The sequence below is a fragment of the Alphaproteobacteria bacterium genome, from assembly GCA_033762625.1.
In the GTDB taxonomy this organism is placed as follows: domain Bacteria; phylum Pseudomonadota; class Alphaproteobacteria; order UBA9219; family RGZA01; genus RGZA01.
Genome location: JANRLI010000002.1, coordinates 1 through 24,940 on the forward strand (window position 1 = coordinate 1; position 24,940 = coordinate 24,940).

General features: G+C 51.0%; 26 protein-coding genes. 15 read left to right on the forward strand and 11 right to left on the reverse strand.

The genetic code is table 11. From position 1 onward, the window contains the following. Both SFW65_00140 and SFW65_00145 read right to left on the reverse strand, forming a co-directional pair. A partial coding sequence (locus SFW65_00140) for a pentapeptide repeat-containing protein (GenBank protein MDX1921521.1) occupies positions 1-794 on the reverse strand: 794 nt, incomplete at its 3' end. A gap of 194 nt (positions 795-988) precedes the next feature. After that, the gene (locus SFW65_00145) at positions 989-2,275 is read right to left on the reverse strand and encodes a penicillin-binding protein activator (GenBank protein MDX1921522.1); all 1,287 of its coding nucleotides are present in this window, start codon (positions 2,273-2,275) and stop codon (positions 989-991) included. 41 nt (positions 2,276-2,316) lie between these two features. Here SFW65_00145 and rsmI point away from each other — a divergent pair, with 41 nt between their 5' ends. The 3 genes from rsmI to SFW65_00160 all read left to right on the forward strand — a co-directional run bounded on the left by rsmI (position 2,317) and on the right by SFW65_00160 (position 4,602). Next, on the forward strand, positions 2,317-3,279 hold the full coding sequence (gene rsmI, locus SFW65_00150; protein MDX1921523.1) for a 16S rRNA (cytidine(1402)-2'-O)-methyltransferase: 963 nt from the start codon (positions 2,317-2,319) through the stop codon (positions 3,277-3,279). Then, a complete protein-coding gene (locus SFW65_00155; protein MDX1921524.1) occupies positions 3,276-3,653 on the forward strand; it encodes a YraN family protein in 378 nt (125 codons plus the stop codon). Before rsmI ends, SFW65_00155 begins: the two co-directional genes overlap by 4 nt. A 103-nt stretch (positions 3,654-3,756) precedes the next feature. Continuing rightward, positions 3,757-4,602 carry a transglutaminase-like domain-containing protein gene (locus SFW65_00160; GenBank protein MDX1921525.1) on the forward strand — a complete coding sequence of 282 codons (846 nt, stop codon included), beginning with the start codon at positions 3,757-3,759 and terminating at the stop codon, positions 4,600-4,602. Positions 4,603-4,620: 18 nt separating this feature from the next. On the opposite strand, the gene SFW65_00165 is transcribed toward SFW65_00160, so the two are convergent. Continuing rightward, the gene (locus tag SFW65_00165) at positions 4,621-5,355 is read right to left on the reverse strand and encodes a hypothetical protein (protein MDX1921526.1); all 735 of its coding nucleotides are present in this window, start codon (positions 5,353-5,355) and stop codon (positions 4,621-4,623) included. 84 nt (positions 5,356-5,439) lie between these two features. Between SFW65_00165 and gshB the strand changes: the two genes are divergently transcribed. The 3 genes from gshB to dnaQ all read left to right on the forward strand — a co-directional run bounded on the left by gshB (position 5,440) and on the right by dnaQ (position 7,600). Next, positions 5,440-6,390 carry a glutathione synthase gene (gshB, locus tag SFW65_00170; protein ID MDX1921527.1) on the forward strand — a complete coding sequence of 317 codons (951 nt, stop codon included), beginning with the start codon at positions 5,440-5,442 and terminating at the stop codon, positions 6,388-6,390. 73 nt (positions 6,391-6,463) lie between these two features. Beyond that, positions 6,464-6,841 carry a hypothetical protein gene (locus SFW65_00175; GenBank protein ID MDX1921528.1) on the forward strand — a complete coding sequence of 126 codons (378 nt, stop codon included), beginning with the start codon at positions 6,464-6,466 and terminating at the stop codon, positions 6,839-6,841. An 81-nt stretch (positions 6,842-6,922) separates the two neighbouring features. After that, on the forward strand, positions 6,923-7,600 hold the full coding sequence (dnaQ, locus tag SFW65_00180) for a DNA polymerase III subunit epsilon (protein ID MDX1921529.1): 678 nt from the start codon (positions 6,923-6,925) through the stop codon (positions 7,598-7,600). Between the two features lie 9 nt (positions 7,601-7,609). On the opposite strand, the gene SFW65_00185 is transcribed toward dnaQ, so the two are convergent. After that, positions 7,610-8,320, reverse strand: a complete 711-nt coding sequence (locus SFW65_00185; protein ID MDX1921530.1) for a dienelactone hydrolase family protein — start codon at positions 8,318-8,320, stop codon at positions 7,610-7,612. Positions 8,321-8,426: 106 nt separating this feature from the next. On the opposite strand from SFW65_00185, the gene SFW65_00190 reads away from it, so the two are divergent. The 4 genes from SFW65_00190 to mnmE all read left to right on the forward strand — a co-directional run bounded on the left by SFW65_00190 (position 8,427) and on the right by mnmE (position 11,058). Continuing rightward, on the forward strand, positions 8,427-8,690 hold the full coding sequence (locus SFW65_00190) for a DUF6489 family protein (GenBank protein MDX1921531.1): 264 nt from the start codon (positions 8,427-8,429) through the stop codon (positions 8,688-8,690). An 11-nt stretch (positions 8,691-8,701) separates the two neighbouring features. Continuing rightward, positions 8,702-9,277 carry a hypothetical protein gene (locus SFW65_00195; GenBank protein MDX1921532.1) on the forward strand — a complete coding sequence of 192 codons (576 nt, stop codon included), beginning with the start codon at positions 8,702-8,704 and terminating at the stop codon, positions 9,275-9,277. Positions 9,278-9,413: 136 nt separating this feature from the next. After that, on the forward strand, positions 9,414-9,734 hold the full coding sequence (locus SFW65_00200; GenBank protein ID MDX1921533.1) for a (2Fe-2S) ferredoxin domain-containing protein: 321 nt from the start codon (positions 9,414-9,416) through the stop codon (positions 9,732-9,734). 1 nt (position 9,735) lies between these two features. Further along, positions 9,736-11,058: a tRNA uridine-5-carboxymethylaminomethyl(34) synthesis GTPase MnmE gene (mnmE, locus tag SFW65_00205; protein MDX1921534.1), complete on the forward strand. Its 1,323-nt coding sequence runs from the start codon at positions 9,736-9,738 to the stop codon at positions 11,056-11,058. Between the two features lie 56 nt (positions 11,059-11,114). Here mnmE and SFW65_00210 read toward each other — a convergent pair whose 3' ends face one another. Both SFW65_00210 and SFW65_00215 read right to left on the reverse strand, forming a co-directional pair. After that, positions 11,115-11,645, reverse strand: coding sequence for an SRPBCC family protein (locus SFW65_00210; GenBank protein MDX1921535.1), 531 nt, complete (start codon positions 11,643-11,645; stop codon positions 11,115-11,117). 160 nt (positions 11,646-11,805) lie between these two features. Continuing rightward, positions 11,806-12,063 carry a hypothetical protein gene (locus SFW65_00215; protein ID MDX1921536.1) on the reverse strand — a complete coding sequence of 86 codons (258 nt, stop codon included), beginning with the start codon at positions 12,061-12,063 and terminating at the stop codon, positions 11,806-11,808. Between the two features lie 146 nt (positions 12,064-12,209). Between SFW65_00215 and SFW65_00220 the strand changes: the two genes are divergently transcribed. Next, entirely contained in the window at positions 12,210-13,331 is a 1,122-nt protein-coding gene (locus SFW65_00220) for a dihydroorotase (GenBank protein ID MDX1921537.1), read from the forward strand. Further along, positions 13,325-14,377 carry a dihydroorotate dehydrogenase 2 gene (locus SFW65_00225; protein MDX1921538.1) on the forward strand — a complete coding sequence of 351 codons (1,053 nt, stop codon included), beginning with the start codon at positions 13,325-13,327 and terminating at the stop codon, positions 14,375-14,377. The genes SFW65_00220 and SFW65_00225 overlap by 7 nt, the downstream gene beginning before the upstream one ends. Before the next feature lie 6 nt (positions 14,378-14,383). Here SFW65_00225 and SFW65_00230 read toward each other — a convergent pair whose 3' ends face one another. After that, positions 14,384-15,457: a hypothetical protein gene (locus SFW65_00230; GenBank protein MDX1921539.1), complete on the reverse strand. Its 1,074-nt coding sequence runs from the start codon at positions 15,455-15,457 to the stop codon at positions 14,384-14,386. Positions 15,458-15,606: 149 nt separating this feature from the next. On the opposite strand from SFW65_00230, the gene SFW65_00235 reads away from it, so the two are divergent. After that, entirely contained in the window at positions 15,607-16,611 is a 1,005-nt protein-coding gene (locus SFW65_00235; protein MDX1921540.1) for a gamma-glutamyl-gamma-aminobutyrate hydrolase family protein, read from the forward strand. 3 nt (positions 16,612-16,614) lie between these two features. Here the strand turns inward: SFW65_00235 and SFW65_00240 are convergent, their stop codons facing one another. Further along, positions 16,615-17,484 (reverse strand): hypothetical protein, encoded by an 870-nt coding sequence (locus tag SFW65_00240; protein ID MDX1921541.1) that lies wholly within the window; start codon positions 17,482-17,484, stop codon positions 16,615-16,617. 336 nt (positions 17,485-17,820) lie between these two features. Between SFW65_00240 and mnmG the strand changes: the two genes are divergently transcribed. Continuing rightward, positions 17,821-19,686 carry a tRNA uridine-5-carboxymethylaminomethyl(34) synthesis enzyme MnmG gene (gene mnmG / locus SFW65_00245; GenBank protein ID MDX1921542.1) on the forward strand — a complete coding sequence of 622 codons (1,866 nt, stop codon included), beginning with the start codon at positions 17,821-17,823 and terminating at the stop codon, positions 19,684-19,686. Between the two features lie 185 nt (positions 19,687-19,871). After that, a complete protein-coding gene (locus SFW65_00250) occupies positions 19,872-20,801 on the forward strand; it encodes a hypothetical protein (GenBank protein ID MDX1921543.1) in 930 nt (309 codons plus the stop codon). 87 nt (positions 20,802-20,888) lie between these two features. Here SFW65_00250 and SFW65_00255 read toward each other — a convergent pair whose 3' ends face one another. From SFW65_00255 to SFW65_00265, 3 genes are all read right to left on the reverse strand, one after another. After that, on the reverse strand, positions 20,889-21,653 hold the full coding sequence (locus tag SFW65_00255; GenBank protein ID MDX1921544.1) for a hypothetical protein: 765 nt from the start codon (positions 21,651-21,653) through the stop codon (positions 20,889-20,891). A gap of 112 nt (positions 21,654-21,765) precedes the next feature. Then, positions 21,766-22,680: a hypothetical protein gene (locus tag SFW65_00260; protein ID MDX1921545.1), complete on the reverse strand. Its 915-nt coding sequence runs from the start codon at positions 22,678-22,680 to the stop codon at positions 21,766-21,768. Next, a complete protein-coding gene (locus tag SFW65_00265; protein ID MDX1921546.1) occupies positions 22,677-24,860 on the reverse strand; it encodes a hypothetical protein in 2,184 nt (727 codons plus the stop codon). Before SFW65_00265 ends, SFW65_00260 begins: the two co-directional genes overlap by 4 nt. Between the last annotated feature and the right edge of the window lie 80 nt (positions 24,861-24,940).

Genomic DNA, 24,940 nt, shown 5'->3' on the forward strand with positions numbered 1-24,940 from the left:
GGGCCGTGCATGTAGTTTGCGCGCAATTGCATCGCACGGGCCATATAAGAAGGCATTGGCTTACCGGGTTGCATTTGCTTCAGGTTCAATGCGCCTTTTGCGCCTTCCATATTTACGCCAGCAACATCGCTACCACCAAAATTGGTGTTCGCAACATTCGCGCCAGTGAAATCGGAATTGGTGAGGTGTGCGCCGCCAAGGTTTGTGCCTTGCAGCTTCACATTCTTTGCCTTCAAATTGGTTGCTGAATTTTCGCCAATGAAATTTGCGCCAGCAAGATTTGCGCCAGTGAATATCGAACCATCCAAACGGCTGTCACGCACGGTTACGTTTTCCATATCGGCGTTTGCTGCATTAAGCGGAGCAGAAATACCGATCAGGGTTGCATCTTTCATCTTGGCGTTGGAAAGGTTGATGGAACCAACGCCGCCGGTCAAAACCATGCCAGATAAATCCATGCCGGATAAATCAGCATTGCGTTCGGTGATGGCGATAATCGGGGTGCGCTTGATTTTCAATTCGGCCATCTTGTCTTTAACAGCCTGAATTAAACCGCGTGTGGTGCCTGAAGGATTTTGCACCAGCAATTCACCGCCACCTGCGAGTTGCACTTTTTGCAAACGTGCCGCATTGGAGGTTGGAGCTGGTTTCAGATTATCAAAACGGATGCTGGATTTTTGTGGCTTCAACCCATCCAATGCAAAGTTCATCACTGGCTTTGGAGCAGCAGCGGAAAGTTCGGACTTAAGTCCTTGGTAATTTCTGCGGCTTGCTGTGTAGGTCTGTAAACTCATAGATACAAACGTACCCGAAACGAGTTAACGAGACCTTGAAATTGTCCGGTATCTTATTGATATTATTAGATAATTTCGGATTTAGGCTAAATGTATTTTGTATTTTATACAACCCAGCGCAGTCGCGGTGGTGCCTCATTCCGCCCGAGCGGTTGCGCCCTTTGGCGCAGAGCGAATGGCGGATATAACCAGTTTTATTGAAACTTTCTAGGGGCGGGGTCAACCACCTTTGACCCGGTTGCGGTAACTTCCAACACCGCCAGCCCGCGCTCGGCTATGCCTTCATGCGTTAACCGGAAAATTCCATCCAATCCCGCAAACCCGCTAGGGTTGGTTAATGCCTGTTCATCATAATTCAACCCTTGCTTGGCCAATACCGCGACGAGGGCGGTTGCATCATAGGCTAGGCTGGCAAGACGCACAGGTTTTGAACCATAAGCTTTCTGGTAGCGCGAAGTAAATTTCGAACGCTGCGCGGGATCACTGGTTGCAAAAAATCCGCCGACCAGAACATTGTATTGCTGCACATTTTGTTCATCCCATAATCCCGTGCCGATAATGGGAATGTCATGCGATGACAATGCAACCGCAGTAAGTTCTGCTGCCACATTGCCCAATGCTGCGCCGCCATCCGGCAATAAAATTCCCTGAATTTCGCTGCGCCGTGCCGATATCGCGGCAACGGCTTTCTTGATGCTGTCTTTGGTGTTGGTATAACGCTGCGTTTCCACAATGCTGATGCCGCTGTTATTTGCTGCCGCCACCGCCATATCGCCGTAGATGGATGACGGCGCAAGAATAGCGATACTGCGAATGCCCTTTGCGCTTGCGTATTGCAAGGCGCGCTGCACTTGTTGCGCAGGGCTAAAGCCAAGCACATAGGTTCCATTGCCCGCAACATTCGCATCATTGGTCAGCGCCAAGACGGGAACGCGATTATTGATGAATGTTTTTACCTCCGCCGCGCTTTCGGAAAAGACGGGGCCGATAATTACCTGTGCGCCTTCTTCCATGGCCATGGTTGCCGCGCGCACGGCTTCGGTCGGCGTTGCGCCACTATCGCGCGGAATAAGTTCAAAATTATCCGCCGATAAATCATTCACCGCCATTTGCGCAGCGTCCTGAAAACTCTTGCCCATGCTGGCGTTTTTACCCGAAAGCGGCAACAGCAATGCTACTTTTACCGCGCGCGCATTGCTCGCTTTGCCGGTCATGCTTTGCGGCGGCACATTGTTATTAGACAGGGTCCCATCAAGCGACCCTTGTTGCACTGAACTGGCTAATGGCTCGCTGGTTACAGCGGTTGCTGGCGCAGCGGCGGGCGTTTCCGTACTGCCATTTTGTTGACCGCCTGCATTATATCCGCCCGTTGCACGGTCTGTTCGAAACCAGCTACCCACTTCGCGTGACATATTGGAAGCCGTGTTGCAGCCCGTTAATACGACCAGCAATGAAACGACAAGAAGAAGGGGGGTTCGCATGGCGCAAATGCTCGTGTAGGTTGAGGGCAAGGAGAATAGGCGTGTCTAGCGGTAAAAAATATAAGGGCGAAGCAGGTAAAAAGCAAGCTAGCGCAGGGCTGGTTGGGCGAAGCGCAGAGGCATCGCGCAAAAACATACAGGGCCAACTTACATTGGTTGCTACTCCCATCGGCAATTCTGCAGATATATCGCTACGCGCGCTGGATACGTTGCGTAACGCCGAACTCATCTTTTGCGAGGATACGCGGCAAACGCAAAAACTGTTGATGATGCACGGGATTACCGGCAAAAAACTGGTGGCGGCGCACCAGCATAATGAAGCTGCTGCTGCGCAAAAAATCCTTGCCGAAATCGATGCGGGTAAATCGGTTGTCTATGTCAGCGATGCGGGATTGCCGCTTATTTCCGACCCAGGCGAAACCATCATGCACGCAGCGATTGATGCGGGCGCAAAAGTCACCAGCATTCCCGGCGCGAATGCCGCGCTAACGGCGCTGCAACTTTCGGGCTTGCCGCCACTGCCGTTTTATTTTGCAGGCTTTCTGCCACCCAAAACCAAAGCGCGAAAGGACGTGCTCAAACTCCTGCAATCCATTCCTGCAACCTTGGTCTTTTACGAAGCGCCGCATCGCTTGGCTGAAACACTTGCCGATATGCTATCGGTGCTTGGCAACCGCAATGCCGCCTATGCACGCGAGCTTACGAAAATGTATGAAGAGGTACGGCGCGGCACGTTATCGCAGCTTTCAAAACACACTGAAGCACAAGAAACTATTCGCGGTGAATGCGTCATTTGTATTGCGCCGCCTGCGCAAGAAACCGCACAAAATAATGATGCCGATGAAACCGATAAGCTGCTGCTCGCCGCGCTCAAAACCCTTTCCCCGCGCGATGCCGCGTTTGATGTTGCGGCCAAAACCGGCCTACAGCGCCGCACGCTTTACCAGCGTATTCTGGAATTGAAAAACAATGCAGGCACGGTTGCGGGGAGTGAATGCAAGTGAACGGTCCGCAGAGTGTTCGCACAAAAAAAGGCGCGCAGAATTATGCCTACGGTTTATGGGCCGAAAAATTTGCCGAACTTATTTTGCGCATCAAGGGTTATCAGATTTTGGGCCGGCGCATTAAAACACCATCGGGAGAAATCGACATTCTGGCAGCAACCAAAAAAACGCTGGTCGTTGTTGAGGTCAAAAAACGCGGCGATGATTTTTCGGCTGCATCCGCCATCCGCCCTGCGCAGCAAGCGCGCCTGATTGCATCGGGCAGTTACATGATGGGGCAGGTTCAAGGCTATGAAACGGTGCGCTTTGATGCCGTGTTATTCGCGCCCAAAACCTTGCCAAAACACATCAAAAATGCGTTTTTTGCCCCATAAACGCAGCATTAAGATATTTTTACTGTTCTCGATTAGACTACAAGGACAGCGACTGCTGTCCCGCGAGCTTATGCGAGCGAAGCCATACGGCGTTTGAGTAAAAATGCAGGTAGAGCAAGATCAAGCATTGCGCATTTTGATGTCGGCGGGCGAAGCACCGGATGACAAGCTGGATATCGGCGAAGTGGCGCTTGCCCTTGCCGCGCTGGAAGATAATCTTGCCGCACTGCCATCCTATCGCTCTTTCCTTGATATGGTGGTGCGCGACATGATCCGCAAAGGCGGGGATCTATCCAATTCCAAACTCACACTTGATGAACAGATTTTATTATTGCGCAATACGCTGGTGCATAATTACGGCTTTACCGGCGACCGCGATAGTTACAACAGTTTGGAAAATGCCAATCTGATGCGCGTGATTGACCGGCGCAAAGGGCTTCCTGTTGCACTGGGCATCCTCTATTTACACATTGCACGAAAGTTGGAATGGAACATGGTGGGGCTCAGTTTTCCGGGCCATTTCCTGCTGCGGCTGGAAGCGGGCGGTGACCGCGCGATTTTAGACCCGTTTGATAATTGCGTGGTGCGCCACACGATTGACTTGCGCGAGCTATTGAAATCAACGCAAGGCCTTGATGCCGAATTACTGCCCGAACATTATGAACCGGTCAGTGACCGCCAAGTGCTGCTGCGGCTGCAAAACAATATCAAGATGCGACGCTTGCAACATGGCGCGCTGGAAAAAGCGATTGATTGCCTGCAAACCATGGTGCTGTTTGCGCCCGCCGAAGCGATGCTATGGCGCGAGCTTGGATTATTTCATGGCAAGATGGGCAATATCAAAAGCGCGGTCACCGCGTTGGAAACCTTTATGAAGCTGGGCGTGCCGGAAAGTTTGAAACATCAAACCGCGCTTATCCTGCAAAAACTGCGTAGCGGGTTGCAATAAACAGATAGCATCAAGACGTTACTGGTAACGCTGCCCGCTTGGGTTCGCGCCAGCGCCATGCCATGCTTTGGCAATCAACCGCGCGCGCGCAGCATCTGCATCTGCCAGCGATGATGACTTAACCGGCGCCCCCGCCGATGCATCAGAAAGCCCGTCGCCCAGAACGCGGCTAATTGCACCGTTCAACACACCGATGGTGAATTGATTATGCGCCGTCATCCCGCGGCGAACGATTTCTTGTCCAAGAAAGGCTCTGGTTTTGAAAGTTCCTGCTGCTTCATCTTGTGCCAGCAACGTGGAAATTTGCGCATGCCAGATCTCCATCAGCTGGCTGCGCAGGCCAAACGTCTCGCTAAAACTTCCATCGAGTATGCTGAATATATCCAGCGTGCGCCGCGCAATACCTTCAGGGTCAATCGTGCGGGGAGCGGGGTGTTCACATGCGCGTCCTGTCGCTGCCTCGGCCAGCGCTTGTGTGGCTGCTTCAATCGCATGGTTTTTTTGGCCATCATTTGCCGCATGCGTTGCAACAAAGCTATAGAAATCAATCCGCAGCAACGGGGCACTTACATCTTTTGCAATGGCGGCTGCGCGGCCAATGATGCTTTGGCGCTCATCATATTTGAACGCTTCTTTAAGCTGGGCGAGCGCTGCCGCCGGGTCGTTCAAGATATTTTCAGCAACCTCGACATGCGCATCCGCAAATTCAGCGGCGGTGGTTGGCTCTGATGATGATCCATATTTTCTTGGCATAGCGATGAAACTAACCTTTTACTTTACTTTCAAAAAGCATTTTTTGCCTTTCCTTTTCAAGGTTTCCGTCTAATTTCATTCATCATGAGCAAGAAATTACGCATCGCGCTGCAAATGGACCCCTTGCAGGGGATTAATATCAATGGCGACAGCACCTTTGTGCTGGGTCTGGGCGCGCAGGAATTGGGCCACACCCTTTACAGCTATCACCCCAAAGACATGCACTGGCAAAACGGGCAGGTGGTTGCGCGGGCACAGGAAGTCGCCTTGCGCCGCGAAGCGGGCAATCACTTCACCATTATTGGCGATAAGCGTTTAAATCTTTCAACAGATGTCGATGTGATTTTGCTACGGCAAGATCCGCCCTTTGATATGGGCTATATCACCAATACGCATCTGCTCGACCAGATTGTTGGCCCGCGCATCATCAATAACCCAACAGGTGTGCGCAACGCACCGGAAAAACTGCTAATGCTGCGCTGGCCTAATTTATTGCCGCCCACGCTCATTGCGTATGATGGGCGCGATATCACCGAATTCACCAAGCAGCACGGCACCGTTGTTGCCAAAAAACTTTACGGCAATGCGGGGCGTGATGTGTTTCGCTTTGCGCTCAATGAACTGGATGAGCTGCTAACGCTTGCCAAGGAACATCTTGAAAAAACCGGGGAGCCGATGTTGCTGCAACCGTTTTTGCCGGAAATCTCCAACGGCGATAAACGCATCATTCTGTTTGATGGCAAGCCCGTTGGCGTGATGCAACGCATGCCCAAGGAAGGCGAATTCCGCGCCAATCTTGCGCTTGGCGCATCGGCACATAAATGCGAACTAACACAGCGCGATAGGGATATTTGCAGCATCATCGCGCCGACGTTACGTGAAATGGGCCTTTATTTTGCAGGCATCGATGTCATCGGCGATTACCTGATTGAAATTAACGTGACATCCCCCACGGGGCTGCAAGGCATTAATAATCTTTATGATTTAAAGGGTGATGCACGCATGGAAATGCTGTTCTGGAGGGGCCTTTCTTAAGCTTTTTTCGTGAATTGCTTTCACAGCTTTGCGGTATAACTGCCAGTATATTTTTTAACATATTGGACATTATATGACATCATCCCCACTTCGCATGGTTCGCATCGTAACCGTTGCTGCTGCATGGTCACTAACCGCGCTTGGTATTGCAAGCGCCCAGCAAGCAACAGAAGAACGAGGCAACATTGAAGTAATGGCCATCATTCCTGTGGATTGCAAACTGGATGATGCAGCCCTTGCCGAGGTCCTTGCTGAAAAGCTTGGTGCTTTTTTAACGGCGGAAAACGAAAGCGGCACCCTCGGCATCAAAAAAGGCCCGGTTGCAGCATCGGTGTTTCCCGCAGCTATGCTTGCCTATCTTAGAGAAAATGGCCATGCCGATATGGATGTCAGCACCCGCGCACGGTTTCAACGCGGCCCGCGCTTCCAGTGCATTCGCGGAGTATCGTAAATCATCCCTCATAAATCACCACTGGCATAACCTTCCAAAACGCGCTTGAATGGTCACGTGTTCATTCTAAATGGAAGCAGCATGCGCCACGTCATCCTTGATACCGAAACCACAGGCTTTGATCCCTTGCAAGGCCACCGTATCGTCGAAATCGGCTGTGTTGAAATGGTGGGGCATATTGCCACCGGCAAAACATTCCAATGCTATCTAAATCCTGAACGTGACATGCCGCCCGAAGCGCAAAAGGTGCATGGGCTTACCGACGCGTTTCTTGCCGATAAACCGCTCTTTAGCCAGGTCGTGGAAGAATTCCTCGATTTCATCAGCGATGATCCACTGGTCATTCACAACGCGCCATTCGATATGGCATTTTTAAATGCGGAATTAACGCGCATCGGCTTTTCTGCGCTGCCTAAAACCCGCGCGATTGATACGGTCATCTTGGCGCGCAAAGCATTTCCCGGCGCGCCAGCAAGCCTTGATGCCTTGTGCAAACGCTTCAAGGTCGATGCATCATCGCGCCAATTGCACGGCGCGTTATTGGATGCACGCCTGCTTGCAGACGTATTCGTTGAATTATCGGGCGGCAAGCAAACCGGCCTTAATATGGAATTTGGCGCCAAAACCAAAACCGAAAAAGCCGCGAGTAAAAACACCCTGCGCGCGGTGCGCGAATTCCCGCTTTCCGATGAAGAACGCGCCGCGCATGATGCGGCGATTGCCACCATCAACGGCCATATCTGGAACAAAGCGTCTTAGCGTCTATAATTAAAGCGGTGTGCTAAGGTTCACATCCAAAAATTTAGTACTGCGTTCAAACGCTTTCTTGGCCGCATCGGCATCAAAATGTTCACCGTTAATGCGCGAAAACGCATGTTCCACACCGGCGTACACATAACTTTCAATTCTGGGATTCTTGGCAACCGCATCGCGTACGTTTTGTAATGCATCCCCGTTCAGGTATTTATCATTCTCGGCAAAATGCATCAGCAACGGATTTTTGATATTGGGAACTTCATTCAGTAATTCCGTAAGGCCAACGCCGTAATAGCTGATGTTGCAATTCGCATCGGAACGCGCGGCCATCAGATACGCAAGTTTACCGCCAAGGCAAAAGCCCATTGTCCCAATGCGGCCATTGGTTCCCGGCATGGCGCGCGCCTGCTTTAATGTGCTTTGCAGATCCTTCAAACACAGTTCCAGATCCATGCCGTTCATATACGCAATTGCCTGCTGCCACTCGGCGGGGGTTTTATCGGTCAGCTCCACACCCGGTTGCTGGCGCCAGAAAATATCGGGGCAAATGGCATGATAGCCTTCACGCGCCCAGTTGTCGCACATGGCGCGCATGCTCTCATTCACGCCAAAAATTTCCTGAATAACCAGCAGGACAGGGGCATTGGCCTTATTGGCCTTGGCCAGATATGCGCCAAAGGTCTTGCCGTCATGGCTTTGGATTTCAATATTAAATGGGGGCATTCCGAACTCCTCGAATAAAGGCAGGCCTATTCCTATATACTTCCTCATTGCTCCATTCAAGCGGGGAGCTTATTGTGCTTTCATCATAACCTTGAAAGGTCATCCGATGAAGTTCACCGTGAATATGGAATGCACACCCGAAGAAGCCCGTGCTTTTTTTGGTCTGCCTGATGTGCAACCGATGCAACAGGCAATGATGAAGGAGATGCAGGAACGCATGATGTCCGGCATCAAACAGATGGAACCCGATAAAATGATGCAGCAATGGCTGCCCATGAGCATGCAGGCCTTTGACCAATTCCAGAAAATGTTCTGGTCTTCGATGCAAACCCCGAACGTGCCAAGCGCACAAGCAGCAAATAAAAAATAGGAGCGATCCTTATGAACTGGAACAAACAAACGATTATCATCTGTGTATGTGTGGTCGTCCTGCTCATCGGTATCGGTTATGTGATCACGCGCAAATCGGATATTGAAACGCAACCCTCCGCCCCTGTGGTCGCAAACGAAGAAAAACCAAGCGCCCAAACCGCTGAAAAAGAGGCCGAAACGCCTGCCGAAAAAGCAGCGGAATCCGCCAAAGAACCCGTAAAAGAACAGGTGAAGCAGGAACCTGCCCAACTGCCCCTTGATGAAAACGCGGCGCAAGAAACCAAAAACCTTGAAAAATCATTAGGCATCAAAGGCAAGGATGCGCTGGCACGAACGGTTAATTTCGTTGGCGTTCCGGGCAAGCAAATGACGACCATCATCTTTGTTGCACAAGACAAGATGTATAAAATGGATATTGCGAATACGTTGCTCTATTCCTGCAAGCTTGCTTCCGCTGTTACCTATTTCACGATCAAACGCGCGGCATTGGGTGCGGGCGATACGGTGAACGGTGCGGATGCAGGTGATCTGCATGTCTATGGCAGCGACACATCCAAACCGCCCACTGTGTGCAAGTTGAACTAGATGTACTTCGAAAATCATATTTTCTGTTGCACACAGCGTGCGAGCGGTTGCGTCACTTGCAGGGTCAGTTGTGCGAAGCACAGCGACCTCGCAACAATAGGGCGCAGAGCGAGCCGCAATTTCATGGGGTTTGTGCATGACTGAACTCTATTTCGAGAACCATATATTTTGTTGCACAAACCAGCGCCCTGATGGCCATGAACGTGGTTCTTGCGCACAAAAGGGCAGCGAGAAATTGCGCAATTATATGAAGGATAAAGCCAAGGAACTGGGCATCCCTTCGACGCGCGTCAATGGCGCGGGCTGCCTTGACCGCTGCGAACATGGCCCCGTCATTGTGATTTATCCCGAAGGCGTGTGGTACAGAGCGGAGAACAAGAACGACATTGATGAAATCCTCATCTCCCATGTTCAAAACGGCAAACCCGTCGAACGCTTAATGCTTCCTTCCAAATAAAATGAGCAGCGCTGACACCATCTATGCACTTTCATCGGCTGCGGGGCGGGCAGGGGTGGCGGTGTTTCGCGTATCGGGCGCGAATGCAAAATTTGCAATCGGTGCGATGGCGAATGTGCAACATCCAAAACCGCGTCATGCCTATTTTCTAAAGCTCAACACCCAAAACGGGGAACATCTGGATGATGCATTGGTGCTTTATTTTGCTGCGCCAAACAGCTTTACCGGCGAAGACGTTGCCGAGTTTCACGTGCATGGCGGGCGCACGATTATCACGGCAGTTCAATCGACGTTAAGCAGCCTTGGCTGCCGTCTGGCAGAAGCAGGTGAATTCACGCGCCGCGCTTTTGAAAACGGCAAGCTGGATTTAACGCAAGCCGAAGGCATTGCCGACATCATTGATGCGGAAACGCAAATTCAGCGCGTGCAGGCGCTCAAACAAATGGGCGGCGCGTTGTCGCAGCTTACGCAAAGCTGGCGCGAAAAACTATTACGCATTCTTGCGCATCTTGAAGCGGATATCGATTTTCCGGATGAAGATTTGCCGCCCGAAATCACCCGGCAGCGCTTGCAAAATTTGAATGAATTATCGGCTGAAATCGCAGCGCATCTTGCGGATAACCGTAGGGGCGAGCGCTTGCGTGATGGGTTTTCCATAGCCGTGCTTGGCGCGCCCAATGCCGGTAAATCCAGCCTGATTAATGCGCTGGCGCAGCGCGATGCGGCGATTGTATCGGCGCGTGCGGGTACCACGCGTGATATCATCGAAGTGCATTTGGACGTTGCGGGATACCCCGTTATTTTGGCGGATACCGCGGGCCTGCGCGATACAGCTGATGAAATTGAAAGCGAAGGCATCAAACGCGCACTGAAACGCGCCGATGAAGCCGATTTGAATATCGTATTGTTTGATGCGGGCACCGCGCCCGATGAACCCAGTTTGAAATTGCTGGGTGATAAAAGCTTTGCGGTCATTAATAAAATTGATGTCGCGAATAATACTAACCTTCCAAATGCATTTTACATCTCCGCGCAATCGGGCAAGGGCATTGCCGAATTGCTGGATGCAATTGCGGCACGCTTAAAACACATGCTGGATGAACAGCCTGCCGCGCCGCTCACCCGCGAACGCCACCGCGAAGCGCTCACCCATTGCCAGCAGCATCTGCAACGCGCGATTGCGGCAGTTCAATCGGGCAAGCCGCCGGAATTAGCGGGTGAGGATATTCGCCTTGCTACGCGCGCGCTTGCGCGCATCACGGGCGCTGTTGATGTCGATGATATTCTCGACATTATTTTTAGAGAATTCTGCATCGGGAAGTAACTATATTTGGGGCGACTGCTCTGCGCCTTACGGCGCAACCGCGACTGCCCAGGTACTTACTTTTCTACGACTTCTTTCAGGTTTTTCAGGCCTTCTTCAAACATCCCGCCAACCATTTTTTCGCAATCCATGACGATGCTCATCATCTTCTGGATAAGGCCCATCTTGCCTGACATCGACCAGGTCACGTTGGTGCCTTTGCCTTCTGGCTTGAAGGTAAAGATAGCGGTATTGGTACCCTGCATCGGTTTTTCAAACTCCAGCAAGAATACGATGCGTTGATTGGTCACACTTTCGGTAATGGTCATTTTGCCAGTGCCCACTTCCGGCTTTTCGCTGGTCCATGCCATCACCGCGCCATTGCCCTGCGTTGCGCCGGAAAAAGTTGGGGTAGCGGTCGGGTCAAGTTTTGCCCATGGGCTCCACGCATCCCACTTATGCAAATCGTTGATGTGCGGGAAAATCTTTGCAACCGGCGCATTGATTACGGCGCTGCGTGATACCTTCATCTCATCGGGCTTGGTCAGCGCGATGCCCACAAAAATCAGCACAATCAAAATAAGTCCGGCAAGCAGCTTGTTAATCATGGCAATTCCTTATGAAGGAGGGGGATATCGGATAAGCCACTATTCAATAACAGCTCTATACAAAAAGTCAAAAAATCTGCGCTGCCGGCAATCTGGGCACTGCTGGTTTGAAATCGATATATGAATTTAAGAAGTTAAGACGCGGGCAGGCTAAGAAAAACTAACCGCCGCCACCAAGGAAATAGCCTGCTTTATAAGCAAGGCTGGACCCTTGGTATTCCGGTGGGCGTGGAGTTGACCATACCGTTTTTACTCGGTTGAAAGCAACGGCGCCAAACAACTTCCATGCTAATCGCAATCCTTGGGCGTTTTGAATGTCACGTGGGACAATCATCGTGGGATAGCCTGGTGTCTCCGAAAATTCCCTGCCATCCGCAACACCAGCGCGCAAATCCTTCCAAGCTGAAGCAATGCCCATATCTATCTCCGTTAGAAATTCGTTTATCTAGTATTATGAAGTTATTATGATATTGGGCACACGAAACTAAAAGTGTTTTACGTGGTTAATATCTTTTACATCCCAAGGTTATGTGATAGAAAAAGCCAGTCTATTCAATGGGTCTTATGGCTGGTACTTCATTCACACTCCCCAAATGGTATGATTTGCATACGCATATGCGTCAGGGGGCGTTGCTTGCACCGCTGATTGAACAGCATTTGAAAATGGGCTGCGCGGGCATTCTGGCGATGCCCAACACCAAACCGCCCGTTGCCAAGGTTTTGAAAAGCGATGCGGGCGCTGATTTATCGATTGAAGAATACGTCTCGCAATTGAACGCGGCCGGTGGCCATGCCTTTTCCGACATCATCGTGCCACTGTATTTATCGGCGGCAACAACACCGCAGATGATTGCCGCTGGCGCGCAAACGGGATTGCTGCGCGCCGTAAAATACTACCCGCCGCATGGCACGACCAATTCGGAAAAAGCCATGTCGCTGAACCATTTTATCCAGAACGGTGTCATCGCCGCGCTGGAAGAACATGGCGTGGTGCTGTGCCTTCACGGCGAAATGCATGATCTGGAGGGCGAGGCGTATTTTGGCCGCGCCAGCAACGCCGAAGAAGCGTTTTATGAAGAAAAAATGCATTTGCTATGCGCAACCTATCCCAATTTGAAGGTGGTATGCGAACACATCACCACCAAAGTTGCTGCCGATTTCGTGCATGGACGCGGGCCGAATGTGGTTGCCACCATCACGCCGCAGCATCTGTTATATAACCTTGGGCATATGATGCAGGGGTTGAAATATCACCTCTATTGCATGCCGATTGTAAAATTCGAAGAAGATCGTCAGGCCCTGTGTCAGGCGGTGCTTGACCCTGTAAACACCAAATTCTTTGCCGGCACCGACAGTGCGCCGCATAGCGTGAAAGCAACGCCGTGTGGCTGCGCGGCGGGCTGTTATACGGGCGGGATTGCCCCGCAACTTTACGCGCAGGCATTTGAACAAGCAGGCGCCGATTTATCCACCCTGGCAGGGCAGGAAGCCTTTATTCATTTCCTGTGCACCAATGGCGTGCGGTTTTATAACCTGCCTGTGCCTTCAGAAACCTTCACCCTTACTAAACAGCCATCGGAAATCCATGTACTGAAAACAGAGCTTGGTACCATTACGCCGTTACCAATCGGCATGCTTCCATCGCCAGCCAGCAGCTGTACGCTGAACTGGAGTGTGCAATGCTGATGGAATTATTGCGTTTGCTGCCCCCTGAAGCCGCACATGCAGTGACCATTCAAGCATTAAAACTGGACCTCGCGCCTGAACTTCAAAACACGTCCGACTTACACCTGTCCTTATTCGGCAAAACCATCCGCAATCCAATCGGTCTATCCGCAGGAGCAGATAAGGAAGCAGCCGCGCTTGCCGGCTGGTCGAAAATGGGCTTTGGCATTGTCGAAGCTGGCACCGTCACGCTGCATCCGCGCAGCGGTAATCCGCAACCGCGCTTATGGCGAATAAAAACCGCCCAAGCAGTTGCGTCACCCGCGTCAGCGGCAGACGCAGAGCGAATGGCAGATAACGCGCTCATAAACTGGCTGGGTTTACCGGGCAAAGGGCTAGTGCCATTTGTTGAAAATCTTCGCGCGTTTCAACATCACCCTTCACGCAAACATCTATGTGTGGGTGCCAGCATCGCATCACCCGATAATATACTGGATGAATTCAAACAACTGGCAGAGGCCGTTGCACCTTATGTCGATTACATCACGCTGAATGCATCCTGCCCTAATGTTGCGGGTCACAGTAATGATCAACGTGATGATCACTGCATCGAAGATAATGCCGCCGCGCAAATTAAAAAAACCAAGCAAGGGGCAGGGCGCATTCCCGTGCTGCTCAAGCTTGGCCCAACCCGTGAACAGGCCTCCGTCGAACGCATGGTCAAGGCAGCCTTGGCCGCCGGAATAGATGGGTTTATTGCCACCAACACCGTGCCGTTTGGAATCAGTAATTTGCTAAACGAAAAACCGCAATGGCCAACCCATGACGGAAAAGAAGTTGGCGGCTATTCCGGAAAGCAATTGTTGGAAATTTCCTGCTGGATGGTTGCACAAATCCGCAACCTTGTTCCCGCATCCATGCCGGTTATCGGCGTGGGCGGTGTGCAAAGCGGGGAAGATGCGCGCCGCCTGATGCATTCGGGCGCAAATGCTATCCAGCTTTATACGGGGCTTGTCTATAAAGGCCCCGCGCTGTTGAATGACATCGCGCAGGCCCTTTCACGCTAATCACGATTATCCGAATTGCGCAGCAGGTTTTGCAGCATTGCGGCGGGCGAGCGCCAGTTCTGGAAAAACATTTTCCAGCGCATCGCGCAATGCCGCCTGTTCGGAATTTTGCGCATCACCCAGATAACGTGCAACCATTTGTGTTGCCACGCGCAGATATAACGCGCGGGTTTTCTGGTAGTCCTTGCTGGTCATCACGCCGTTGGGGGTCAGATAACCGTTTTCATCAAAGCCACGGCCTTCTTCCATCGCCTTGTAATACCCGCCGCTCATATCGTAATGGCCATTGGCAAATATCGGCGTTTGCGCATTATCAAATGTTTCAAAAAACACCTCGGCCTTATCCAGCGGCGCAGCATAGGCGCGAACACGCCGAAACACTTCGCCGACAGCAGCGCGCCATTGTTTGATGGTACCGGTATTGGTGCTGGCGATGCGCGTGGTAATTTTTGCATGGGCAATTGCATCATATTTTGGCGCAACGACATCCCACAGATCATGACCTGTATGCTCATCGATGCGGCCCGCGCAATCGCGCTGCAAACTGCCACGTATGTATGAAAGTGCCATTTTTTCTTGCGACATTTTATTGCCGTTGGCAAAGCCGGCCATGGCATGCCGATCCAAAGGAATGCCCAATGCGGCTGCTTGCTCCAAGCGTTTTAAGCCGGGATAGACGATATCGAAGATCTCGCCCATCGTGCCTGTCACTGGCGGTTTTTGTTCATGGCTCGCCTGTAATGGCGAAGCATCTAATAATTTATTAAATTCTTTTTTTGCGGATGCGGGGTCTGCTTTCCAGCCGGATGTGTTCGATAAAATTGCTTCCCAGCCCATCTCGATCAACCAAGGTTGACTAGGATGTGAAATGTTATTCAAGATGTTGCTAAGATATTTTTCGGATATGCCAAGCAAACGCGCCATATCTTTGCGGTAAACAGCTTCGCCAAACATCCGTTCAATAAAACTGCCCAGCGGCGATAATTCAGAAATATCGCTTCTGATGCCTTGGCCAATCATTCGGGCATGCGATGCGGCTTGTTGCTGCGGTTGTTGTTTGTCGGTGGCGCTATCACTCATCAAGGCAATCTATCCCAAATGTTCGAAACTAAAAACCATCGGTGGCCTGCCATTCTCGCACCCGCAAACTAAAGTGCTTTACTTGCAATCCGCCGGATTTTAGTCTTATGGGGTTGTTTTTTTAATCATAATGAATTGCTTTGGACCTGATGTTATCTGATTTTATTGAACGCGATAAACGCTTCGACCCTTTTCCGCCCTCCAAAATCCCCGATGCAAACGTCAAGCGTGTCTTGCTTGTGGTTACAACGGCCCATCAAAAATGGCGCGTTGACAGTTACGTGGATGCGCTGCGCCAATATTCCAATGTCGCGGTCGATATCATCCGCCCCACGCAAGAAGTGCTCGATGAATTTCCGTTTGAGCTTGCCTTGCGGAATTACAAAACCAACCCGACGGGCTGCGATTTCTCCGAATTATTCGAACGCTATGATGGCTTTGTGCTTTCGGGTGGGCGCCCGAATGTAATGCCCGAATTATACGGCGAAAAACCTGAATTTGATAAAAGCGTGCATGACGCCGCGCGGGATTATCTAAGCCTCGGCATCGTGCAACAGGCGCCGGCCAAAACACCTGTCCTTGGCATTTGTCTTGGCATGCAACAAATGGCGGTGGCTTTTGGCGCCAAGCTGAAAAAAATTGATGATCACGGCCCCAAAGACATCAATGATGATAAGGCCTATCAGCCCGCGCATGGCATCAAAATAAGAAGTCATACGGTGCTGCATGTCTTGCAACCAACGGCAGGCGAAGTATTCGGGCGCAAGGGCGCAGCAGAGCTTACCGCCCGCACCACCGCACGATTTAAAATGCCCGGAAAAACGGTTATCAATTCGGTGCATTGGCGCGCGATTGATGAAGCATCCATTCCGCCTGAAAGCCACATCACCGTCATGGCGCATGCGCCCGATGACACAATTGAAGCCATTCACATCAAACACACCAATTTTATCGGGGTGCAAAACCATCCTGAAAAAGATGTGGAAACGAACCCTCACAGCCGCCGCTTATTTGCGGCCTTCGGCATGATGCTGCACGGCAAGCTGGATTTGCATGAACCCGCCCAATTTGAATCCTTCCCCAAACGGTTTATCCTGCGGCAAAGAATTGCCGCACGCAGCGCATGGAGCAGGTTAGTGGCACCGCGAGGGTAAGTTTTATTTTGTATCGCGCGTACGATTTATCAAATAAGAAACAAACGAGGCGCAAGCACCAATCATAAAAATTGCGTCGGTTTCATCAACCGCAGATGTAGCATCATCCAGCAAAGGATGGCGAATACCCTTTTCATCGGATGTAAAACCATACAGCGCCCCGAAGCCTTTTTCTAAAGCTGGGTGAACCGCTTTTTTAGATTTGAGTTTCTGAAGCGCGCCACCTAATGAATTTGTGCCACCCAGTAAACGCGCCACCGATTCCACTGCATGTATGCTTTCCCGAATACTATCAGCATAACCACCAGATGTAAGATTTTGTGCAGCTGTGCGTAAATGCGTGCGAGCGCCATCAAATTCTTGTGCTCTTAAATCTAGAAACGCTTGATTTATAGCACCAACTTCTTCTTCAGAGCTAATTGGTATGAAAGTCGGTGGGTCCTCAATTAAGCGGTAGGCAGCATGAGTTCTTTTTAATATCAATTTTACTTTTTCAATATCAATAGCTTCTTTGTTTTCTCTTAGCACCCATTGTAAAAATCCATACACCTCTACATAGTCGCCGCTATTTATAATTTTTTTGACCTTAGAAATTAAAACACTAGGGTCGCTTATAAATTCATCGACCATTTTATGATCCACAAATATATGTTTACGATGCAAAAGTTTTTCCCACTTTGCGCTTAAGTGAAAGTTATTATCAAAACGGGAAAAATATTTACCTTGTTGTAAGTCAGTGTGAATTAGCAGCCATAACATTGCTCGTAGCTCAGGAGATATTTCATCTCTTCTCAGCTGTCGTGGTAATTCATCCACGCCTTCAGCTTGTGCGAAGGTGAGCTCCTTACGTTTTGCATGAACATCTGTGGGCATTTGGATTTTCAATAAAGAGGTTTTATGTAATTTATTAGTGCGCCTTTTTCTGCACAAGATTTAAGAAAATAATTTTTTAAAACCAATTTTCAACTTTTGGTTGTTTCATTAAGCATCAATACATACTATAGCATGTGTTTCACGTGAAACATTTTTGATAAGTCATTGTTATAAAATATAATTTCAAAAATCCTCTTGTTTTTGTCATGCCCACGCAGGTGGGCATCCACGAACTTGTTTCTTTTTTTCATGCGTGGATCCCCGCCTTCGCGGGGATGACCGATGGATGCAGTTTTCCTTGTTTCATAGTGTTAAAAAATATATGTTCCGCTCACAATGAAAAGCGCACTTAAATTCGATGTCGTCGTAGTGGGCGGTGGTCATGCGGGCTGTGATGCCGCGGCTGCGGCTGCGCGCGCAGGTGCTAAAACCCTGCTCGCCACCCACAAGGTCGATACCATCGGGGAGATGTCCTGCAACCCCGCCATTGGCGGTTTGGGCAAGGGTCATCTGGTTCGGGAAATTGATGCGCTGGATGGGGTGATGGGGCGCGTTGCCGATGCCGCCTCCATTCAATTCCGGTTATTGAACCGCTCCAAGGGCCCCGCCGTTAGAGGCCCACGTGCGCAAGCCGACCGCAAGCTTTACCGCCAGCATATGCAGGCCGCGCTGAATGCGCAGGAAAACCTGACCATTTTACCCTACGCAATTGAAGATATGCTGCTGGATGATGCCGGAAATATAAGGGCAGTTGTAACAGCAGATGGCACCGAAATCGCCTGCGGCGCCGTTGTTCTAACAACGGGTACTTTCCTTCGCGGCCTCATCCATCAGGGGGAAACCAAGACCCCGGCGGGGCGGGTGGGGGAAGCGCCATCGATGGGTCTCTCCAACACCCTTGAACGCTTTGGCTTTCCCTTGGGCCGCCTTAAAACCGGAACGCCTGCACGGCTGGACAGCAAGACAATTGATTGGGCCGGTCTGGAAATGCAGCCCGCCGATGATACCCCCTATTATTTCAGCACGCTAACCACCAAAACCGCGAACCGGCAAATCGCCTGCGGGATTACCTATACCTCTCTTGAAGCGCATAAGATTATCACCGATAACATCCACCGTGCGCCGATGTATTCCGGCCAGATACAGGGAACCGGCCCGCGTTATTGCCCGTCGATTGAAGATAAGGTCGTGCGTTTTGCCGAAAAGGAACGCCACCAGATTTTCCTCGAGCCGGAAGGCTTGGATGACGACACCATTTACCCGAATGGTATTTCAACTTCTCTTCCTATCGATGTTCAAGATGCTTTTGTACGGGCTATTCGCGGGCTTAAACATGTGCGCTTTATCCGCTATGGCTATGCAATTGAATATGACTTTGTGGACCCGCGCGAATTGAAGCAAACCCTTGAAACAAAACGCGTTCCAGGCCTTTTCCTCGCGGGGCAAATCAACGGCACAACCGGCTATGAAGAAGCGGCAGCGCAGGGGGTTGTGGCAGGGCTAAATGCCGCCATGAAAACCAGCGGGTCAGCCCCCGTCATTCTCGACCGCAGTCAGGCCTATATCGGGGTGATGATCGATGATCTGATTACCCGCGGGACGAATGAGCCCTACCGGATGTTCACTAGCCGCGCCGAATACCGCCTAAGCTTGCGGGCGGATAATGCCGACCAGCGCCTTACCGCTTTGGGGATGCAAATCGGCTGCATCGGGGAGGAGCGTTCCAAGGCGTTCACGCAGAAGGCTTCCCGGTTAGAAGAAGCCCGCGAGCTGGCGAAAGGCCTAACCGCCACCCCGCATGAGCTGGCGAAGATGGGGTTGAATGTGAACCAAGACGGTGTGCGCCGTAACGCCTATGACCTGTTATCCAGCGGGGTGGAATTCGCCCAGCTTTGCCAGCTATGGCCGGAATTAAAAAAGCTTTCCCCCGAAATTGCCGAGCAAGTGGAGATCGATGGCAAATACGCCGGATATATGGAACGCCAAGAAGCCGACATCAAAGCCTTCCTTCGTGACGAAGCGCTGGCGCTGCCAGCGGATCTGAACATTGACGAAGTGGGCAGCCTGTCGGCCGAAATCCGCCAGAAACTCAAGACCGTAAAACCCGCCACCCTTGGCGCAGCAGCACGCATTCCGGGGATTACGCCTGCTGCAATTATCTCCCTTTTGCGCTATGTAAAGCGTACCAAAAAGGCAGCCTAAAAAAAACAACCCTTGGTTGTTTTGAAACAGGTCAATACATACTATTGTATGTGTTTCACGTGAAACATTTTTGATAAGTCATTGTTTTACATAATAATTTTCAAAATGGCCTTAAAATATTCGTGCTTTCTGCAAATATTAAAGCGCCGCTTGTATATTGAGGATTATCAACAATGAGATAGGCTTTGCAAAACCTTCAAAGTTTCATACGAGGCGGGCCGCAATTCATCCTGCTTGGCGATACCCACCACTCCAGTGAGCGGATCAGTGGGTTCTTTCACTCGCCCCAATTTATAGAAACACTCAAACAGGCCGGGGTCAAACATCTCTTTCTGGAAACGCCCAGAAATTATCAGGAAATGCTGGAGATGGATAAGCGTTTATTCGAAGGCATGACTACCCCCGCGCAGGTTGAACAAAAAGTAAATGAAGAAATCGCAAGAATGCGTCAATCAACAGGTGTACAAGGCCCTGAAACACCCACTGAAAAAGGCTACCGGGATATGCTTCGCCTGACCGGTCATGCCCATATCAACGGCATACAATTGCATTACTATGACCATGACAGCGATAAGGACCCGACGAAAACAGGAAGCGCCGCAGGCGGGGTACGTGATGATGCATACCGATGCTATACCGACCAATTTAAAGACAAAGATCTTCGCCCCCCTGATAATAGAACCATGACGGCTGAGGATTACCGCGACAGATTCAAAGAAACTGCGCGGCTGCGTGAGCGGGGTATGCATGATGACCAGCTGGCGGCACATATCACCGCCACCGCAGGTAATGATAAAAGCGTTGTTATTATCGGCGCGGCGCATCTCTCGCATCCAAATGGACTTGCAACGATCCTTGCAGCGCGCGCGGCAAGCCTGAACATTCATTCCAACCAGCAAACCCAGCAAGCCTATTTCGCCAACAAAGCCAACCCTGCATACCGGAATTTTATAGGCCAAGATCATACGCGGATTGCGACTATCCCTACGTATCAGATTGACGCGGACAGAATTGCAAAACCCGAAGGGCAAGATGCGGCCAATGCCTTGCAAGCCAAAGGCCAATGGCAAGGCCCCGTCTGTCCGCCAAAGGCTTCGCCAGCGGCTGCGCAATAGATTGTCAAATTGTCAAACGATGCCGGCTTGAAAAGCTTTCACCTCAGCACTACATAGCCAAGATCGGGCACGGTTTTTCGGTGCAGATTAGCCAAGCGCCGCACCGGAAGCCTGTGCCCCAGTTTTTTTCGATGCAGCGATAATAGCTGGATCCATTTTTGCTGCGAGCGGATCAGGACGTGTTGGAACACGACCCGCATAAATATCATCAAGAATTTGGTGCATCTGCGCCTTTAGTGCTTCAGCTTCCATGCGGCGGGAGGGTGGAATATGGCAATTCAAAACCTTGCCGCCGAGAATTTCGGTGGCAACAGCTTCCTCGAATTTAGCCTGCGCATTATTCGGACTGGAACTAAGGAAATAATATGGATTGCCTTCCCAGTGAAGCTGTATGTGCCTCGTGGCCAAAAGCTTTACGGTCAGATCTTTTATTAATTGGCCTTTGACAAATATATTGGTCTGCGTGATCAGAACTTTGCCGCGCTGTCCGCAATCAAAAACCATCGCGTTGTCTGTGCTGAATATCCGTTCAGCACCCAGAGCCGCCCATTCTTTTTCTATTCGCTTGGTGTCGAGTGGCGCAAGCACTCTATTGGACAACGTGCCGTGAATGACTTGCCCATCCAAGCCGCGCTGGGGTCGTATTCCATTGCCAGCATCATCTTTGGTGTTGAGGTATTGTTGCCGTAACTCCTCTGCTTCAGCTTGCATACGCTGATGAGTCTCACGATCATTTTTGGTAAGCGCTTCCTTTGCTGCAGCTTCCAGCTTTTCAATCATGCCGATGGTGGCCGCGCGCCATAGACGCTTTTCAAAATCCTCGGTCGTATCAACAATAAGCGGGATCGTCATGCGCTTCCTCCCAACTGAATTATTCTATTTAAAATATACACAAAACCGTACAGGGCTAAGTGCTAAAATTTGGTTAAGTATTAGTTAAGATACTTAGAAAACAGGGGATGCCCTAAATATTGTGGCGATAAACGATATGACGATGCTTGACGCCATGCGCATGGAGCGTGCGATGCGCCTGCTCCATTTCCGTCAAGCGCTTCGGCTTCATTTCATGGCGGTGCAATTTATCGCTAATCACCACCGCAACGCCCACATCAATCACCGCCTGCGTGCAGGAATAGCACGGGTCAGCGGTGGTGATGAGGATGCTTTCATGGAATAATTTGCTGTTGGCCGCTTTGCGTGAAACGCGGTCAAGGAATCTGATGCGGCGCTGCGCCATCTTATGCGGCGAAATAAAATCCTTATTGCGCAATTCATCGCGGCCCGCATGCGCGCGTTTCTTGATGCTGGCTTTGCTGCGCAGAGTAAAATGTGTTGCCAGCTCAGCGTGGCCAACGGCTTTGGCGATTGCTGCGGGCTCGGCGCATATGTTGAATGCCGCGCGGCCTTTCGTGTAGGTCAAATGCTTGCGCTGCAATTTTTCCGAGGGCTGCATTTCCTTTAACCAGAAATTCGCCGCCGCATAGCTAATCATCTGATTATCCGGATTGACATAAAGCGCGCCCGGGCCTTTGGCCGGATTATGCCGCAGGGTTTGCACCACATGCGCCAGCGCCATCCATGCCTGCACGATATCGTCATCCTTGTCCCAGCCCTTACCGCCCAGTGCAGAAATTTTTCCAGCGATTGCGGTGAGCGTTGGATCCATCGCTTCGCGCACAACTTCCACTTCACCGATATAGGCCATCATGGTTGTGCCATACAGTGTTAGCGTTGCTTCATCGGGCTGCGGGTCTTCGGCCTTATCCGGCATTTTGATGTTTGGCACGGCCTCCGCATGCGGCGCCAGGCGGCGCGTGATCTCTTCCTTGGCATCGGCAAGCAGCGTTAGAATTTCATTGATTTGTTCTGTGCGGGTCATGTAGGCGCCCTCCCGCGTTTGGCAATGCGCCGCGCATCGGCCGGTGGCCGGACACCATGCGCTGCGCGATAATCAAGCACGCGGTCTTTCAATTCTAGGGTAAGCGCTTTAAGTTCATCAAGGGTGGTTGCCAGCACAACCCCTTTATCGATATGCGCTTTATGATCGTCCAGCATGGCATCCACAAAGGCGCTGCCATACACTTCGCGCATCAAATCCATGTTGATGTTATCGCTGTAATCATCGCGGTGAATGCCGGGCGCATAAAAAATTTTGTATTTATTGATTGCGGTTTCGGGTTTGATGGCGCGCCATGCCGCGCCATTCAATTCTTCTTCAATCGTGCCATACCCGCCCCACGCTACAACTTCGATATCCGCCAAATGATAAAGTGAATTCCGGCGCTGCGTGATATCGGGGTACACTTCCCAGCGATGCATGCCCACGGGCACGCGGCCCTTGGATGTTTCATTGCGTAGCAAATCAAAAGTTGAAACGCAGGTAATGTGGTGGCCTTTTTTATCGCGGTAGCCTTTGGCGAATGCGCCCATGGCGTGCAAATCGCCGCCGCCATAGGCCGCTGCAAACTGGTTCTCCGCCAGAAATGCGCCATAGGCCTGATTGGCATCCATGATGTATTTATTGTCGTTGCTGGCGGAGGTGTAAAAGCTGACCGTCACATCATCGGGATTAATCTCGGCGCCGCCAATGCGCGCTTGGGTGGGCTGAATTTCAGCCGACACAAAGGGTTCGTAATACGAAAAACGGAATTCAAGAATTTGATTGATGGCGGTGCGGATTTGCTGGGTGCTGAGCTGCTTGCCTGTATTCGATTTAATGACATCGACATAGCTGTCGGAAAAATGTGCGACATCCTTATCGGAAATCACCGTATCGATGCCGCGGAAGAGGGGACGATTGAGAAAGTTTTTGACAAAGCCGCTGCGGTACAACTTCGCGCAGAACGCAATCACATTCGTCATCGTGCCATCATCAACCACAATAATCGGGCAATGCCGCGAACGTGAACGCGTTTGCCTGTCCACCAGGGCTGCGAAGAAATGCAGCAGGCGCATGGTTTTTTGCTTCACCGACAGGCCTTTTAGCCCTTGGAAAATCAACGCATCGGCGTTTTCGAGCAACGGCTCGATGGTCAGGGATGTATCATCGGTTTTATTGACACCGCTTGATAAAATCTTGAAGCGGCCAATACGTTCATCGGTTTTACCAAATGAATAAATCACCGGATCCTGCAAGGGTTCGATGCGGCGGATAAAGGTGTTTTGCGCCGAAGCCGTCCACACGATTCGCACATCGGCTTCGGGCGCTGCCGCGCCCAGAAATGCCGCGAGTTCGCGCACGATTTTGCTGCGCGGGCTGACATTTAACATCCAGTTCAGGTAATTCGCGCTTTGCGGCTGGTCGGGGCGCTCCACATCCGCAAGGTAATCTTCCACTTCATCCATCAGGATATCAGGGCGCTTGATTGCAACATCAAGACCCAGCGGCATATGCGCGCGGTAGGATGACTGACCTTCAAAGACGCGGCGCGGTTCCAAGGGGTCATCCTTCGCGCTATTCAAAATGAAGGTGATGATCGAAGTTATCTTGGGCGGAATTTTTTTGCCAAGCTGCTGGGCGGCGATGCGTAATTCATCCATCAAGGTTTCAAGCGTCACATTCGCAAGTACCGCAGCGGTTTCTGCTGCTGGCCCTGCCTGCGTGCCGTTATTGGCGATGCCATGCAACAACGCTTCCGGCACGAATGGCGCAAGGCTGTCATGCAAAATTTGCCATTCGGCAAGCTCGGCGGTGATGGTCGCATCCTCCACCGCCATGTGGTAAGTCACGTTCTTATCCTTGATGCCAAAGGCGGCGAGACGTTGACGCAGCACTTTGCGCAGCGCGGATTTTGGATCGTTTAGCGCAGCGACGACCTTTTCATGATCGACCATTTTCTGTTCGGCGTTTTCAACCCTATCGCCGGTATCTTCATCGGCGACCACAAACCCATCCATCACATCAGTAAGGGCGATGAAATGCAGCGGTACATTCCAATAACGCGCAATCGCTTCATAGGTGACGGGTTTGAATGGCGTGGTGGTTTTGACAATGATGACGTGTTTGATAGGCACGGGTTCGTGCGCACGCTCAGCCAAGGCAGCGTTGGAGCTTTTCATAATACGTTCAGGCAATTAGTTAGTGTTAGCAAGCACATATCTATCATTCCAATATGGGAACGAAAAGCAAAAAATCTCCG